The sequence below is a fragment of the Mycobacterium sp. 1245499.0 genome (assembly GCF_001673615.1).
Taxonomy (GTDB): Bacteria; Actinomycetota; Actinomycetes; order Mycobacteriales; family Mycobacteriaceae; genus Mycobacterium; species Mycobacterium europaeum_A.
This window is the reverse complement of record NZ_LZMG01000079.1, coordinates 1-13,935: the sequence shown is the minus strand read 5'-3', so window position 1 is coordinate 13,935 and position 13,935 is coordinate 1. Positions and strand designations below refer to the sequence as shown.

The following is a 13,935-nucleotide window of genomic DNA, read 5'->3' as shown; positions in this document are numbered from 1 at the left end:
GATGCTGGTGATGGACGCCGACCGGTTCGGGATCAGTCAGTTGCACCAGCTGCGCGGCCGGATCGGCCGTGGCCAGCATCCGAGCCTGTGCTTGTTCGCCAGCTGGTCCGCGCCGGACTCGTCGGCCGGCCGCCGATTGTGTGCGGTGGCCGAGACGCTGGACGGCTTCGCCCTGGCCGATCTCGACCTCAAGGAGCGTCGGGAGGGAGATGTGTTGGGCCGCAACCAGTCCGGCAAGGCGATCACGCTGCGGCTGCTGTCCCTGGCGGACCACCTGGAGTTCATCGAGGCCGCGCGGGACTTCTGTGTCAGGGCCTACGCCGAGGACCGCTCCAATCCCGGATTGGGGCTGCTGGCCGCGCGATTCACCGACACCGACCGCATCGAATACCTGGACAAAAGTTGAATCGCAAAGTACTGCTGTGGCTGGCCGCGGCGGCCGCGCTGGCGTTGCTGGTGGCCTATCAGACGGTCGGCTCCTCGACCGCCCGGCGTTCCGCCGAATACGCGGCGCGCGCCGACGTTCCGACGGTGCAGCCGGGCACCGATGTGCTCACCGGTGTGGCCGTCGTGCCCCTGCGCCAGCACCGCTACGACTACCTGCGTTCGGCGTTCGGCGACGCCTGGGACGACGACAACGATGCCCCGTTGGGGCACAACGGATGCGACACGCGCGACGACATCCTGAACCGTGATCTGGTGGACAAAACGTATGTGTCGGTGAAACGGTGTCCGGACGCGGTGGCCACCGGCACGCTGCACGACCCCTACACCAGCAAGACCATCGCCTTTCAGCGCGGCCCCAAGGTCGGTGAGTCCGTGCAGATCGACCACATCGTCCCGCTGGCCTATGCGTGGGACATGGGCGCGTACGGCTGGCCCGCCCCCGAGCGGCTGCGCTTCGCCAACGACCCGGCCAACCTGCTGGCCGTCGAAGGGCAGGCCAACCAGGACAAGGGCGATTCGCCGCCGGCGCAATGGATGCCGCCGAACGCGGCGTTCGCCTGCCAGTACGCGATGCAGTTCATCGCGGTGCTTCGTGGTTACTCGCTGCCGGTGGACCAGGCGTCGACCGGCGTGCTGCGCCAGGCCGCGACGACCTGCCCGACGGGGTAGCGCGGCGCCCTACGCGAGCGCCGCCGGTGCTGATCGCGGCTCGATTGACCTCAGGGCATCTCAGGTGATGACCGCGGGCATGCTGTCCCAGCCTCGCACGGTCGAGGTACGCGAACGTCGTGCTGCGGGCATGTCGATGTCCCATTCGGGCCATCGCTTGAGTACCTCTTCTAGCGCCACGCGGCCTTCCAAACGCGCCAACGGAGATCCGACGCAGAAGTGCGGACCCCGGCCGAAGGTGAGGTGGCCGCCGGGTTTTCGGTGAATGTCGAACTTGTCGGGGTCGTCGAAATGACGTTCGTCGCGGTTGGCCGAAGCCAGCATCAGCAGCAGGGCGCTGCCCGCCGGGATGACCCGCCCCTGGAAAGTCACATCGTCGGTGGCGACGTAGCGCGCTACATGCGGCCCGGGTGGTTCGTAGCGCAGCAGTTCCTCGATTGCCGTCGGGATCAGCGCATGGTTTTCGGCGAGTTCCTTACGTTGATCGGGGTGCTCGGCCAGCACCTTGCCCATCCAGCCGAACAGGCGACCGGTCGTTTCAACGCCCGCGCCGGCCACCACCGCCAAGAACACGATCAGTTCCTGCTTGGACAGCTTTCGCGTGGTCCCGGTCTCGTCCTCGAACTCGACATTGAGCAGTTCGGTGATCAGGTCGTCCGACGGGTTCTTCTCGCGCCACTCGACGTATTCGCCGAACATCTCACCGGTGAAGTAGCGATCTTTCTTGATTGACATCGGTTTTCCGGGCTCGTTGCGCAGCACCTGGTTGGCGTGTTCGCGTACCGCAGGCTGTTCCGCATCGGGAATACCGGCAAGCATTCCGATGGTGCGCATGGGCAACTCGGCGCCCAGATCCGCCACGAAATCGAACCGCTCCCCGCCGACGAGTGGGTCAAGGCACGCGACGCAGAAGGCACGGATCTTGTCCTCGATCGCTCGCATCTTCTTCGGTGTGAATGCCCTGGACACGATCGCGCGATGAATGGTGTGCAAGGGCGGATCCTCGTTGATGAAGATGCCTGGCGGCATCACCGGGTCGGTCATGACGACCTCGAGGATGTCGCCCTTGGCCGAGCTGAGCCGGGCGGTGTCTTTCAGCGCCGCATCGACATCCGCGTAACGGCTTACGCCCCAAAAGTTGTGCGGTTCGTTGTAATAGACCGGGCACTCGTCGCGCAGGCGCCGGTAGGTCGGATAGGGGTCCAGGTCGATGTCGACGTCCCACGGGTCGTAATACAGATCGCTCAACGTCGGCTCCTCGTCAGCGGTTCTTCCGCACGCCCTCATGTGGGCGCTATACGAACGTACAGCATGCCTCGTCCGAGGGGCAACGAACCGGTCGTCCCCGGCACAGGCGACGATGCTATACGATCGTACAAACGATGGGCGCCGCTCGCGCACCGCCACGACGAACAAGAGGAAACGGTATGGAGAGTCGGTTTGACCTCGACGGCCGCGTCGCCGTCATTACCGGCGGCGGCACGGGAATCGGGCGTGGTACGGCGCTCGTGCTGGCCCAGCATGGCGCCGACGTCGTGTTGGCGGGCCGGCGCCCCGACCCGCTCGAATCCACAGCCAGGGAAGTCATGGCGCTGGGCCGCCGTGCCGTGGCCGTGTCCACCGATGTGACGTCCGCGGACGAGTGCCGGGCGCTCATCGACAGAGCTGTTCAGGAATTCGGGCGGCTGGACATCCTGGTCAATTGTGCTGGGGGAGCGGAGACGAAGTCGATCCTCAAGTGGCCCGACGACGACTTCGAGAACGTGCTCGCCCTGAACTTCAACGCCGTCTGGCACCTGTCCAAGGCGGCAGCCCAGCCGATGATGGCGCAGGGCAAGGGGGCCATCGTCAACATCTCGTCGGGGGCCAGCCTGCTGGCGATGCCGCAGGCGGCTCCCTATGGCGCCGCGAAGGCGGCCGTGAACAACCTGACCGGGTCGATGGCGGCCGCGTGGGCCAGGAAGGGCATACGAGTCAACGCCATCGCAGTCGGTGCGGTACGCGCCGCCACCCTGACCGACGATGCCGCGCGGTACGGATTGGATCCGGAGGCGATCGCGCTCACCAACGGCCTCGGCCGACTCGGTGAGCCCGACGAAATCGGCTACGGCGTCTTGTTCTTCGCGTCGGACGCAGCGAGTTTCTGTTCGGGGCAAACGCTGTACATGCACGGAGCTCCCGGTGGTGCTGGCGTGTAAGGCGGCACCCGAGGCCGATGCGCGCCGGCGCTTCTTGTGCCCCTCGCGTTTTCGCTATACATTCGTACAGCACATTGCTGGTACGGCCCGAAACCGAGGAGCTGCCCGATGACCCGAACGGCCGTCGTGACCGGTGCGGGTTCCGGTTTGGGACGAGCGATCGCCGTCAAGCTGGCGGCCGACGGTCATCGCGTGGCGATCATGGACGTGCATCCGGCCAATGCCAACGCCGTCGCCTCCGAGATCGAAACCGCCGGCGGCAATGCGCTTGCGATCGGAGTCGACGTCTCGGACGAGGCGGCGGTTGAATCAGCATTCGCCACCTTGCGAGGGGAGTTCGGGCCGACGGAGATTTTGGTGACCAGCGCGGCCATCGCCGGATTCACGCGGTTCGACAAGATCACCCTCGACGAGTGGAACCGCTATCTGGCGGTGAATTTGACCGGCACCTTCCTCTGCGTGCGAGCGGCGTTGTCCGACATGGTGGCGGCGAAATGGGGTCGTATCGTTACCATCTCATCTGCCGCCGGTCAGCAGGGCGCTCCTGCGCAGGGGCACTATTCGGCCACCAAGGGCGGCGTGATCGCCATGACCAAGACGGTCGCGTTGGACTACGCCCGCAAGGGCATCACAGCCAATACCGTACCGCCGTTCGTCATCGATTCGCCGATGCTGCGCCAGCAACAGCGGGACGGAAAGCTGCCACCCACCGAGCATTTGACGCAAGCCATTCCGGCCGGGCGGCTGGGGCAGGTCGACGACGTGGCGGCGGTGTGTTCCTTTCTGTGCTCGGAGGGCGCCGGTTACGTCAACGGCCAGGTGATCGGCGTGAACGGCGGCGCGGTCCTCTGACAACGCCAGCCGAAATGCAAGCAACGCAACGTATTCAGGAGGTAGCGTGCGCGTCAAGGTCGATCCGGCCCGCTGCCAGGGCCACACGATGTGCGCCATGATCGCACCGGAGTCGTTCGAACTCGACGACGTCGATGGTCATGCCCATGCCGTGGTCGAGGAGGTCGCCGACGGGCACCGCGACGGTGTGCTCGAGGCGGCCCGCTCCTGCCCCGAGCATGCCATCTCCATGATGATCGACCATGTCGTTGCTGCCCGGGCGGCCCACGGTCGTCGACTTGGGCGATGACATGAGCGCACCTGCAGACGACTCGGCGGCGATTCCGCACTGACGGGTTGGCGGGTCGGCCACGTACGCCCGAAGGAGCACATCGATGCCGGAAAACACCCCGGTGGTCCTGGTCACGGGAGCCAGCCGCGGCGCGGGCGCAGGGATCGCCCGCGCGCTGGGCAGCCATGGCTGCACGGTGTATGTCACCGGTCGCACCCGCAGCGGCGCTGACTCAGCCCTGCCGGGCACCGTCGACGAGACGGCCGCACAAGTGAGCGCCGCGGGCGGACGGGGGATCGCCGTCGGTGTCGACCACGCCGACGACGACCAGGTCGAGGCGTTGTTCGCCCAAATCCGCGGCGAGCAGGGGCGGCTCGACGTCCTGGTCAACAACGCCGCGATCATTCGCGACGAGATGATGGGTCGGACCAAATTCTGGGAGGAGCCCCTCAGCGTGCTCGACACGCTCGACGTCGGGGTGCGGAGCAGCTACGTCGCCACCGTCCACGCCGCACCCTTGATGATTTCGCAACGCAAAGGGCTGGTTGCGTTTTCGTCGTCCGCGGGGTCAGTGCACTACGCGTTCGGTCCCGCCTATGGGGTGCCGAAGGCGGCCACCGACAAGATGGCCGCCGACATGGCGTTCGACTTTCGTGAGTTTGGCATCGCTGCCGTCTCGATCTGGATGGGATCGCTGCTGACCGACCGCGTCCGAAAGATCATCGCCAGCAATCCCGAGAAGTTCGGCCACATCCTCGATACCGCCGAGACGCCCGAATTGACCGGCCACGTGATCTGGGCGCTGTATCAAGACCCGGACTTGATGAGTTTGAGCGGGCAGACGCTGATCGGCGCGGAGCTGGCGGCGAGATACGGCATCAGTGACGAAGGTGGCCGCCAGCCACCGTCCTATCGTGATTTGTTCAACGTTCACCCGCACCAGCAGTGCGCACACGTGATGCGTTGACCGTCAACATGATTGTCCACTGAGTCGACCGCGGCGACCCACCCGCTCAACTACGGCTACGCACGACGCGTCGTCGCCCGGCGGCGCTGGGTGGGGGAGGCTCGGGGCGTGGTTCCACCGAGTCTATGTAGCGCTCGAAGGCCTTGGTGACCTCCCGGTGGGCCGACTTGACGCCGATGCCCTCCTCGAGATTCAGGAACTTCGGCATGCCCGACATCAGCAACTGCAGCGCTGGCAGCGAAAGATCACCGACCGGACGAGCGTTCTTGCCGAACTTGGCGACGAGCGCGTCCAATTGGACCTTCCGTACGCTCTCGGTCACGGCGGCGATCTCATTGCGAATGGATTTGCGGTGGTTGCCCAGCGCCATGAACTCCGTCATCAGCGCGCCGGTCGCCTCTTCCCACGAGTACTCCCACACGGCCCGCAGGGGATCGTCGCTGCGGCGTGCGAGCGTTTCGGTCAGGTATGCCAGATTGCGCTCGGAGTAGCGTCGAATCGCGGCGACGAAAATCTCATCGAGAGTGGGGAAGTAGTACTGCACCAGGCTCGGTGTCACGCCGGCCTTTGCCGCCAGCGCCCGGTAAGTGACGCTCGCATACCCCTGTTCGAGCATCAGCTTTTCCACGCAGTCCAGCAGCACGTCCCGCGTCTTGGACGTTTCGGCGCCCACGCGCCGCGACGACGTCGCCATGGCCATCCGATCTGTTGAGTACTCGTATTGTGACACCTGGCCTGTGCTGTACGAGTGTATAGTGGCACCGGGCGTCGCAAGCCTCGATGCCGACCGATCCAACGAATAGGGACAGCATGGCCGTGGACACGGGCTTGGACGCGCTCGAGAAGAACGTTCGCTATCTGCTGGATCGCACTGAGATCCTCGACTGCATTGCGCGCCACGCCCGAGGTTGTGACCGCCACGACGTCGACCTGATCGCGTCCGCGTACCACGCCGATGGTGTCGACGAGCACGGCCACGCCGTCAATTCCGGTCCGGAGTACGGGGATTGGGCCAATAAGACCCATGCCGAGACGTCGCGGGTTCACACCCACAACATCACCACGCACACGTGCGAAGTCGATGGTGATGCCGCGCACGCCGAGAGTTACGTGATCGTGGTTCTCGTCGGGCCCGACGCCAAGAGCGCCCAGTTCATCACCGGCCGTTACATCGACCGGCTGGAGCGGCGAAATGGGCAGTGGCGCGTCGCGGTCCGCCGCTCGACGGTCGAAGGCATGTTCCTCGCGGACGCTCGGGTGTTGCAGTCATCGTTCTTCACCGAAAAGGGCTACCTCGTCGGCACGCGCGACCGCACCGACCTGTCGTATCAGCGTCCCTTGACCATCGACGCGCCGGCCCCGGCGCGATGGTAGCGGCGCCTTACGCGCCTTCGTAGGTCTCGGGGTCCGGGCGCAACCGGGTGCCGTCGTTGAGCCCGTTGAGCGCCTCGACGTGCTCGTCGGCCAACTCGAAGTCGAAGACGTCGAGGTTGGAGGAGATGTGCTCGGGGTTGGCAGACCGGAAGACGACCGCATTGCCCAGCTGCAGGTTCCACCGCAGCAGCACCTGCGAGGGGGTCTTGCCGTATTCGCCGGCGACCGAATTCACCGTCGGGTTGTCGTTCAGCTTGCCCAGCGCCAGCGGCGTGTAGGACTGGGTGAGCACGTTGTGCTCGGCGTTGGTCTTGCGCAGCGCTTCCTGGTTGAGCAGCGGGTGCAGCTCGACCTGGTTGACCGCCGGGGTGACGAACGTCAGATCGATGACCGTCGTCAGGTGCTCGTCGGTGAAGTTGGATACACCGATCGAGCGGGCCTGACCTTCCGCGCGGGACTGGATCATGCCGCCGAAGGAGTTCACGTAGCTGCCCAGGGCCGGCGCCGGCCAGTGGATGAGGTAGAGGTCGACGTAGTCCAGGCCGAGGCGTTCCAGGCTGGCGTTGCAGGCGTCCATCGCCGCCTTGAAACCCTGGTCCGCCGTGGCCAGCTTGGTGGTCACGAACAGCTCGGCGCGGGGAATGCCGGAGGCGGCGATGGCGCGCCCCACGGCGGCCTCGTTCCCGTAGGCCGCGGCGGTGTCGATCAGCCGGCAGCCGACTTCCAGCGCCGCCGACACCGCGCGTTCGGTCTCGTCATCCGACAATTCCGCGACGCCCAGGCCCAGGGCCGGGATCGTGTTCTCGTCGTTGAGAGCAATTGAGGGTACGGCGGAGCCCGACTCGCCAGCCAATTCATTCACCTGCCTGTGAAATTGAAGGTTCGAGATTGTGCACCGAGCCGAGTTCCGTCATCGAATTCGAGGCGCTGAGTTCGAAATCGAACACGTCGAAGTCGCTCGCAATCCGATGAAGGCTCACCGACCTGGGGACCACGATATTACCTAGTCAATAAATGCAACTGATCGACACCTGCGCGCGGGTCGTCTTTCGCCGCGACGCGGCCCGATCTCACCATCGATCGCAGACTTCGCCCACCACGCGCTCGGCACGCCGATAGCGCTGCAGTAGCGTGGGTCAGGCGGCAATGCCGCGTGTTTGGTGGCCGCCGGGGCCGGCAACGCTCCGAGGCGGTGGGCTCGGGGACCGAATAACTGTTCGTCGGCGAGCGTTCGAACGTGTTGTTAAGGGGGGTTGCCCATGACCAGGCCTCTGTCAGGCGCACCGGAACTCGAGCGCGGCGCCGATCGCACCTCGGTGCCGCTGGCCAGCCGGATCCAGGGCGCCGTCACCGGCGTCGGGGCCAAGGTCATCCCGTGGATCCCCACCGCCATCAGGCGCGGGCTGGTCCGCGGGCGCTCGGTGATCATCGACGGCAACACGCTGGACCCAACGCTGCAGCTGATGCTGTCGGGGCTGCGCGCGGTCGGCATCGACGGCCTGGTGGTCGACGACGACCCGCACGTCTCGCGAGCTCAGATGCGCGAGTCCACCGTGGGGTTCCCCGGGCCGCAGATCCACGTCGACGTCGCCGAGCTGACGCTGCCCGGCCCCGCCGGGCAGATCCCCGCCCGGCACTACCGTCCACCCGGCGGCGAGCCGGCACCGCTGCTGGTCTTCTACCACGGTGGCGGCTGGTCCATCGGCGACCTGGACACCCACGACAGTCTGTGCCGACTGACCTGCCGTGACGCCGGCATCCACGTGTTGTCCATCGACTACCGGTTGGCCCCCGAGCACCCGGCGCCGGCCGCGATCGAGGATGCCTACGCGGCCTTCACCTGGGCCTACGAGCACGCCGGCGAGCTGGGTGCGACGCCGGGCCACGTCGCGGTCGGCGGGGACAGCGCCGGCGGCAACCTCGCCGCCGTCGTCAGCCAGATCGCGCGCGACGAGGGCGCCCCGGCGCCGGTGCTGCAATGGCTGATCTATCCGCGCACCGACTTCACCGCCAAGAACCGGTCGCTGACCCTGTTCTCGCGCGGCTTCCTGCTGACCAAGCGGGACATCGACTGGTTCGAATCGCAGTATCTGCGGCGGTCGAAGCTCGACCGCACCGATCCGCGGGTGTCGCCGGCGCTGGCCCAATCGCTGACCGGACTGGCGCCCGCGCTGATCGCCGTCGCCGGCTTCGACCCGCTGCGTGACGAAGGCGAAAGCTACGCCGAGGCGCTGCGGGCCGCCGGCGTCGCGGTGGACCTGCGGTACCTGGGTTCGCTGACCCACGGCTTCGCCAACCTGTTCCAGCTGGGCGGGGACAGCATGGTCGCGACCAGCGAGCTGATCTCGGCGCTGCGCGCCCACCTGAGCCGGGTCTGATTCCCGCAGCGGTTGGCGCCGGTAATCTAGAGGCGCCTTGTCCGATCGCTTTGTCCGCACCCGGGCAGACCGACAACTCGCACCGAAAGATCAGGGAACCTGTGGCCGACAAACCCAAACGTCCCCCGCGATTCGACATGAAGTCGGCCTCCGGCGGTAAGTCGAGCCGGCTCGTCCAAATCGGCGGTACCGCATTCGTGGTGATCTTCGCGGTCGCCCTCGTCTTCTACATCGTGACCTCGCACCACAAGAAGACCGGCCCCACCGGCGCGGGCGACACCGTTCGGGTCACGTCGAGCAAGCTGATCACCCAGCCCGGCACCAGCAACCCCAAGGCCGTGGTGACGTTCTACGAGGACTTCCTGTGTCCGGCCTGCGGTAACTTCGAGCGCACCTTCGGCCCGACGGTCTCCAGGCTCATCGACCTCGGCGCCATCGCGGGCGACTACTCCATGGTGTCGATCCTCGACAGCTCGCGGAACCAGAACTACTCCTCGCGCGCGGGCGCCGCGGCGCTCTGCGTCGCCGACGAGTCCCAGGACGCCTTCCGGCGCTTCCACTCCGCGCTGTTCAGCACCGACATCCAACCGAGCGAAACCGGCAAGAGCTTCCCGGACAACGCCCGGTTGATCGAACTCGCCCGCGAGGCCGGTGTGGTGGGCAAGGTGCCGGACTGCATCAACAGCGGCAAATACCTGTCCAAGGTCACCGGCGAAGCGGCGGCCGCACACATCAACGCCACGCCGACCATCAAGATCAACGGCGAGGACTACGACCCGTCGACACCCGAGGCGCTGGTCAACAAGATCAAGGAAATCGTGGGCAACATCCCGGGCATCGACGGCGCGGTCGCGCCGGCCGCGATGTGACCGGTGCGGTGTCGACCGAAGCTGTCGATCCCGCCGGCGACCTGACGCCGGATCCGGCTTCGGGGACGCGAGTGCCCGCGCTCAGCGCCTGGTGGGTGCTCATCGCCGGGCTGATCGGGCTGGTCGCGTCGGCGACGCTGACGGTCGAGAAGATCGACATCCTGGAAAACCCGGCGTACGTACCGTCCTGCAACATCAACCCGATCCTGTCCTGCGGCTCGGTGATGATCACGCCGCAGGCGTCGCTGCTGGGCTTTCCCAACCCGCTGCTGGGGTTGGTGGCCTTCACCGTGGTGGTCGTGACCGGGCTGTTGGCGCTGACGAAAGTTGCTCTGCCGCAATGGTATTGGCTGGTTCTGACGGCCGGGCTGGTGGTCGGGGCGGTGTTCGTGCACTGGCTGATCTTCCAGAGCCTCTACCGCATCGGCGCGTTGTGCCCCTACTGCATGGTGGTGTGGGTCGTCACCATCTCGCTGCTGGTGGTGGTGGCCTCGATCGCCTATCGCCCGGTGCTGCAGCACCGGCAATCCGGACCGGGATGGCTGCTCTTCCAATGGCGGTGGTCGGTCGCCGCGCTGTGGTTCACCGCGGTGTTCTTGCTGATCATGGCCCGGTTCTGGGACTACTGGTCGACGCTGCTCTAGGACTTCGCAGGTGACCCGGATCATTGGCGGCGCGGCCGGGGGCCGTCGCATCGCGGTCCCGCCGCGCGGTACCAGGCCCACCACCGATCGGGTGCGCGAATCGCTGTTCAACATCCTCTCGGCCCGCCTGGACCTGACCGGTGTCGCCGTGCTGGACCTCTACGCCGGTTCGGGCGCACTGGGATTGGAGGCGCTGTCCCGCGGCGCCGCCGCCGCGCTCTTCGTGGAGTCGGACCCGCGCAGCGCATCCGTCATCGCGCGCAACATCGAAACCGTGGGCCTGCCCGGTGCGACGCTGCGCCGCGCAGCGGTGGCGACCGTGTTGGCCGCCGGGACCGACGCCGCGTTCGATCTGGTGCTGGCCGACCCGCCCTACGACGTGGACGCCACCGAGGTCGAGGCCGTGTTGGCCGCCTTGCCCGCCCGTGGCTGGGTGCACCAAGGCAGCGTTGCGGTGGTGGAGCGTGCGGCCGGCGGCGCGCCGCTGGACTGGCCGGCCGGCTGGGCCGCGTGGCCGCACCGGGTGTATGGCGACACCCGGCTGGAGCTGGCCGAGCGCCATTGAGGTAGGCGTGTACCGTCGTTCGTCATGGCGCCGCTCCTCAGCATCGCTTCGCTCTGCATCGTCTCGCCGCGCGTCATGATCGCCGATGTCCGCAGATCACCCGCTTGCATCGGATCGCGCGCATGACGGGCGCGGTGTGCCCCGGGTCGTTCGACCCGGTGACGTTGGGTCACATCGACGTCTTCGAGCGCGCGTCGGCCCAATTCGACGAGGTGGTGGTGGCGATCCTGACCAACCCCGCCAAAAAGGGCATGTTCGACCTCGACGAGCGGATCGCGATGATCAACGAATCGACGACGCACCTGCCGAACCTGCGGGTGGAGGCCGGGCGGGGCCTGGTCGTCGACTTCGTCCGGGCGCGGGGCATGACCGCCATCGTGAAGGGACTGCGCACCGGCACCGACTTCGAATACGAGCTGCAGATGGCGCAGATGAACAAACACGTCGCCGGTGTGGACACCTTCTTCGTCGCGACCGCTCCGCGCTATTCGTTCGTGTCCTCGTCGCTGGCCAAAGAGGTCGCGATGCTTGGCGGTGACGTGTCCGAACTGCTGCCCGAACCGGTCAATCGCCGTCTGCGCGAACGGCTTTCGGCCCGGTCCTGAATCCGCCGATCGGCGCCAAAACCATTGCGCGGCAGGCGCATTGACCATGCCGGTAGTGGCGTGGAGTAAACCGCCACGCCGCGGGTACCCGATGGTGTCGAAAGTTCTCCGTCGATTACCCGTGAGTCCCTCGTTAGGGGCGGTCGACGGGTTCGAGCGCGCCACGTGGAACCGGAGTCCGCCGGAATAGATCGCAGACGCCCACACAGAACGTATCTTGAAGATCTGATCCGTCAGGAGGGGGTACGCGAGGTCGCCGACGTCGATAGGAGAACGGCACCATGACGGTAGACAATCTGTTCGACGTACCCGAGGCCGCGGCCGATCTGGTTGCGCTGCTCGCCGACGAGGGAGTCGCGCACTTCTTCATCAACCCCGGAACGGATTCCGCGCCGATTCAGGAGGCGCTGGCGGCGGCGCGCGCCGCGGGCACGCCGAGCCCGCAGGCGGTGTTGTGCGTGCACGAGAGCATCGCGCTGGCCGCGGCCATCGGCCATCACATGGCCAGCGGCCGCCCGCAGGCGGTGATGGTGCACGTTGACGCCGGCACGCTGAACCTGGGCTGCCAGCTGCACAACGCGCAGCGCAACGGGACCCCGGTGGTGGTATTCGCCGGCCGCGCTCCCTACAGCTCGGCGCCGGGGGTGCGCGGTCACCGCGACACCTACATCCATTGGCAGCAGGAGCAACTCGACCAGCCCGCCGTGGTGCGCAACTACGCCAAGTGGCACATGGAGGTTCCCCGCGGCCGCGAGCTGGCCCCGATCGTCCGGCGGGCCTTCCAGGTCACCCAATCCTGCCCGTCCGGCCCCGCGTACGTCATGCTGCCGCGAGAAGCGTTGATGGAGCACGGGGCCGGGGCGCTGCCGCGCCGCCTGCCGCCAGCCGTACCGCCCGGCCCGGATCCGGGCGCGCTGGGACGCTTGGCGGGAATCCTGGTGGCGGGCAAGCGGGTCGTCATCGTCACGGCCCGGACCGCCGCCGACCCCGCGACCGCAACGGTGCTGGGCCGCATCGCCGAGCTGCTGGGTGCGCCGGTGATCGATCAGGGCGACCGCGCAAACCTGCCGCTGGAACATCCGTTGCACGTGGTGGGCGACGCGGCGCCGCTGGAGAACGCCGACACCGTGCTGCTGTTGGACTGCGAAGTGCCCTGGGTGCCGGCGCAGCTGGCCCCGCCCGCGAATGCCCGCGTGGTGCAGATCGACGGTGATCCGGTCAAACCGAGCATGCCGCTGTGGTCGTTTCCGATCGAGGTCGCGCTGACCGCCGACACGCGGGTGGCGCTGCTGTTGCTCGAGCAGACCCTGTTGCGGCTGGCCACCGACGAGCTGCGGGAGAAGTGGGCCGCGCGTCGGCAGGCGGCCGAGGCCGACACGGCGCAGCGCCAGCGGGAGGCGGCCCGCCGGGCCGCCTCCGATCGCCCGGCGGACGCACCCGATGCGATGCTGGCCGCGCTGGGCGGCGCCCTGCCCGACGACGCGGTGGTGGTCCAGGAGGCCGTGACCAACCGGTCCGCCGTGGCCCGGCAGGTGCGGCGGTCACCCGGGCAGCTCTTCGACACGGGCGCACCGGGATTGGGCTGGGCGCTCGGCGGCGCGTTCGGCGTCAAACTCGCCCGGCCGGAAGCGCCCGTCGTCGCCATCTGCGGCGACGGCTCGTTCAACTTCGGCGTGCCCACCGCCGCGTTGTGGTCGGCGCATCGCCATGGTGCGCCCTTCGTCACCGTCGTCTTGAACAATCAGTCGTATCTGGCCTCCAAGCTGCCGGTGATTGACTTGTACCCGCAGGGAGTGTCGGTGCGGGAGAACGATTTCGGCGAGACCCGACTCACCCCGGACACCGACTACGCCGCGCTCGCCGCGGCATGCGGCGGCAGCGGACGCACGGTGCACACGCCGGCGGAGATGAGCAAGGCCGTCGAATGGGCGCTCGCCGAGGCCGGGCAAGGGCGCTGCGTGGTGCTGGACGTGCGGTTGCCGCAACCCTGAGACTCCTCAGTGCCGATGCTCTGATTGGCCGGCCTCGGGGGAGCCGCCCATCATGCGCACCATCGGCAGACCTCCGGACGTGACGAACCGGGCGATCAGGACTGC

At 67.2% G+C, this 13,935-nt stretch carries 16 protein-coding genes and 2 pseudogenes; 13 read left to right on the top strand and 5 right to left on the bottom strand.

Going from position 1 to position 13,935, the window contains the following annotated elements; translation table 11 throughout:
- Nucleotides 1–406, top strand: a pseudogene (locus A5646_RS04150) (ATP-dependent DNA helicase RecG); the annotation flags it as partial.
- A complete protein-coding gene (locus tag A5646_RS04145; RefSeq protein ID WP_067020067.1) occupies nucleotides 403–1,116 on the top strand; it encodes an HNH endonuclease family protein in 714 nt (237 codons plus the stop codon). The pseudogene A5646_RS04150 and the gene A5646_RS04145, both read left to right, overlap by 4 nt.
- 60 nt (nucleotides 1,117–1,176) lie before the next feature.
- Here the strand turns inward: A5646_RS04145 and A5646_RS04140 are convergent, their stop codons facing one another.
- Entirely contained in the window at nucleotides 1,177–2,364 is a 1,188-nt protein-coding gene (locus A5646_RS04140) for a cytochrome P450 (protein ID WP_066860037.1), read from the bottom strand.
- Nucleotides 2,365–2,543: 179 nt separating this feature from the next.
- On the opposite strand from A5646_RS04140, the gene A5646_RS04135 reads away from it, so the two are divergent.
- From A5646_RS04135 to A5646_RS04120, 4 genes are all read left to right on the top strand, one after another.
- Nucleotides 2,544–3,314 carry an SDR family NAD(P)-dependent oxidoreductase gene (locus tag A5646_RS04135; RefSeq protein WP_067020064.1) on the top strand — a complete coding sequence of 257 codons (771 nt, stop codon included), beginning with the start codon at nucleotides 2,544–2,546 and terminating at the stop codon, nucleotides 3,312–3,314.
- Nucleotides 3,315–3,422: 108 nt separating this feature from the next.
- A complete protein-coding gene (locus A5646_RS04130) occupies nucleotides 3,423–4,166 on the top strand; it encodes an SDR family NAD(P)-dependent oxidoreductase (protein WP_067020060.1) in 744 nt (247 codons plus the stop codon).
- A 46-nt stretch (nucleotides 4,167–4,212) separates the two neighbouring features.
- On the top strand, nucleotides 4,213–4,455 hold the full coding sequence (locus A5646_RS27765) for a ferredoxin (RefSeq protein ID WP_082984621.1): 243 nt from the start codon (nucleotides 4,213–4,215) through the stop codon (nucleotides 4,453–4,455).
- An 85-nt stretch (nucleotides 4,456–4,540) separates the two neighbouring features.
- Nucleotides 4,541–5,404 (top strand): SDR family NAD(P)-dependent oxidoreductase, encoded by an 864-nt coding sequence (locus A5646_RS04120; protein WP_067020055.1) that lies wholly within the window; start codon nucleotides 4,541–4,543, stop codon nucleotides 5,402–5,404.
- Between the two features lie 46 nt (nucleotides 5,405–5,450).
- On the opposite strand, the gene A5646_RS04115 is transcribed toward A5646_RS04120, so the two are convergent.
- On the bottom strand, nucleotides 5,451–6,098 hold the full coding sequence (locus A5646_RS04115; RefSeq protein ID WP_067020052.1) for a TetR/AcrR family transcriptional regulator: 648 nt from the start codon (nucleotides 6,096–6,098) through the stop codon (nucleotides 5,451–5,453).
- Between the two features lie 116 nt (nucleotides 6,099–6,214).
- Here A5646_RS04115 and A5646_RS04110 point away from each other — a divergent pair, with 116 nt between their 5' ends.
- On the top strand, nucleotides 6,215–6,778 hold the full coding sequence (locus A5646_RS04110; protein WP_067020049.1) for a nuclear transport factor 2 family protein: 564 nt from the start codon (nucleotides 6,215–6,217) through the stop codon (nucleotides 6,776–6,778).
- A gap of 7 nt (nucleotides 6,779–6,785) precedes the next feature.
- On the opposite strand, the gene A5646_RS04105 is transcribed toward A5646_RS04110, so the two are convergent.
- Complete coding sequence (locus A5646_RS04105) at nucleotides 6,786–7,631, bottom strand: aldo/keto reductase (protein WP_067020070.1); 846 nt, start codon at nucleotides 7,629–7,631, stop codon at nucleotides 6,786–6,788.
- A 5-nt stretch (nucleotides 7,632–7,636) separates the two neighbouring features.
- Nucleotides 7,637–7,785, bottom strand: a pseudogene (locus A5646_RS29745) (oxidoreductase); the annotation flags it as partial.
- 252 nt (nucleotides 7,786–8,037) lie between these two features.
- On the opposite strand from A5646_RS29745, the gene A5646_RS04100 reads away from it, so the two are divergent.
- From A5646_RS04100 to A5646_RS04075, 6 genes are all read left to right on the top strand, one after another.
- On the top strand, nucleotides 8,038–9,156 hold the full coding sequence (locus A5646_RS04100; RefSeq protein WP_066860016.1) for an alpha/beta hydrolase: 1,119 nt from the start codon (nucleotides 8,038–8,040) through the stop codon (nucleotides 9,154–9,156).
- Between the two features lie 101 nt (nucleotides 9,157–9,257).
- On the top strand, nucleotides 9,258–10,025 hold the full coding sequence (locus A5646_RS04095) for a DsbA family protein (protein ID WP_066860013.1): 768 nt from the start codon (nucleotides 9,258–9,260) through the stop codon (nucleotides 10,023–10,025).
- Nucleotides 10,022–10,669 carry a vitamin K epoxide reductase family protein gene (locus A5646_RS04090; RefSeq protein ID WP_066876567.1) on the top strand — a complete coding sequence of 216 codons (648 nt, stop codon included), beginning with the start codon at nucleotides 10,022–10,024 and terminating at the stop codon, nucleotides 10,667–10,669. Before A5646_RS04095 ends, A5646_RS04090 begins: the two co-directional genes overlap by 4 nt.
- A gap of 10 nt (nucleotides 10,670–10,679) precedes the next feature.
- On the top strand, nucleotides 10,680–11,234 hold the full coding sequence (gene rsmD, locus A5646_RS04085; protein WP_066876565.1) for a 16S rRNA (guanine(966)-N(2))-methyltransferase RsmD: 555 nt from the start codon (nucleotides 10,680–10,682) through the stop codon (nucleotides 11,232–11,234).
- 122 nt (nucleotides 11,235–11,356) lie between these two features.
- On the top strand, nucleotides 11,357–11,839 hold the full coding sequence (gene coaD, locus A5646_RS04080; protein WP_067020047.1) for a pantetheine-phosphate adenylyltransferase: 483 nt from the start codon (nucleotides 11,357–11,359) through the stop codon (nucleotides 11,837–11,839).
- 281 nt (nucleotides 11,840–12,120) lie between these two features.
- Nucleotides 12,121–13,830, top strand: a complete 1,710-nt coding sequence (locus tag A5646_RS04075) for a thiamine pyrophosphate-requiring protein (RefSeq protein ID WP_067020044.1) — start codon at nucleotides 12,121–12,123, stop codon at nucleotides 13,828–13,830.
- Between the two features lie 6 nt (nucleotides 13,831–13,836).
- On the opposite strand, the gene A5646_RS30340 is transcribed toward A5646_RS04075, so the two are convergent.
- The coding region (locus A5646_RS30340; RefSeq protein ID WP_369806906.1) for a hypothetical protein at nucleotides 13,837–13,935 on the bottom strand (99 nt) is incomplete at its 5' end.

What these genes read in the sequence shown, in the direction of transcription:
- A5646_RS04135 (WP_067020064.1), top strand. Translation starts at nt 2,544, where the DNA reads ATGGAGAGTCGGTTTGACCTCGACGGCCGCGTCGCCGTCATTACCGGC.
- A5646_RS04130 (WP_067020060.1), top strand. Translation starts at nt 3,423, where the DNA reads ATGACCCGAACGGCCGTCGTGACCGGTGCGGGTTCCGGTTTGGGACGA.
- A5646_RS04120 (WP_067020055.1), top strand. Translation starts at nt 4,541, where the DNA reads ATGCCGGAAAACACCCCGGTGGTCCTGGTCACGGGAGCCAGCCGCGGC.
- A5646_RS04115 (WP_067020052.1), bottom strand. Translation starts at nt 6,098, where the DNA reads ATGGCGACGTCGTCGCGGCGCGTGGGCGCCGAAACGTCCAAGACGCGG.
- A5646_RS04110 (WP_067020049.1), top strand. Translation starts at nt 6,215, where the DNA reads ATGGCCGTGGACACGGGCTTGGACGCGCTCGAGAAGAACGTTCGCTAT.
- A5646_RS04100 (WP_066860016.1), top strand. Translation starts at nt 8,038, where the DNA reads ATGACCAGGCCTCTGTCAGGCGCACCGGAACTCGAGCGCGGCGCCGAT.
- coaD (WP_067020047.1), top strand. Translation starts at nt 11,357, where the DNA reads ATGACGGGCGCGGTGTGCCCCGGGTCGTTCGACCCGGTGACGTTGGGT.
- A5646_RS04075 (WP_067020044.1), top strand. Translation starts at nt 12,121, where the DNA reads ATGACGGTAGACAATCTGTTCGACGTACCCGAGGCCGCGGCCGATCTG.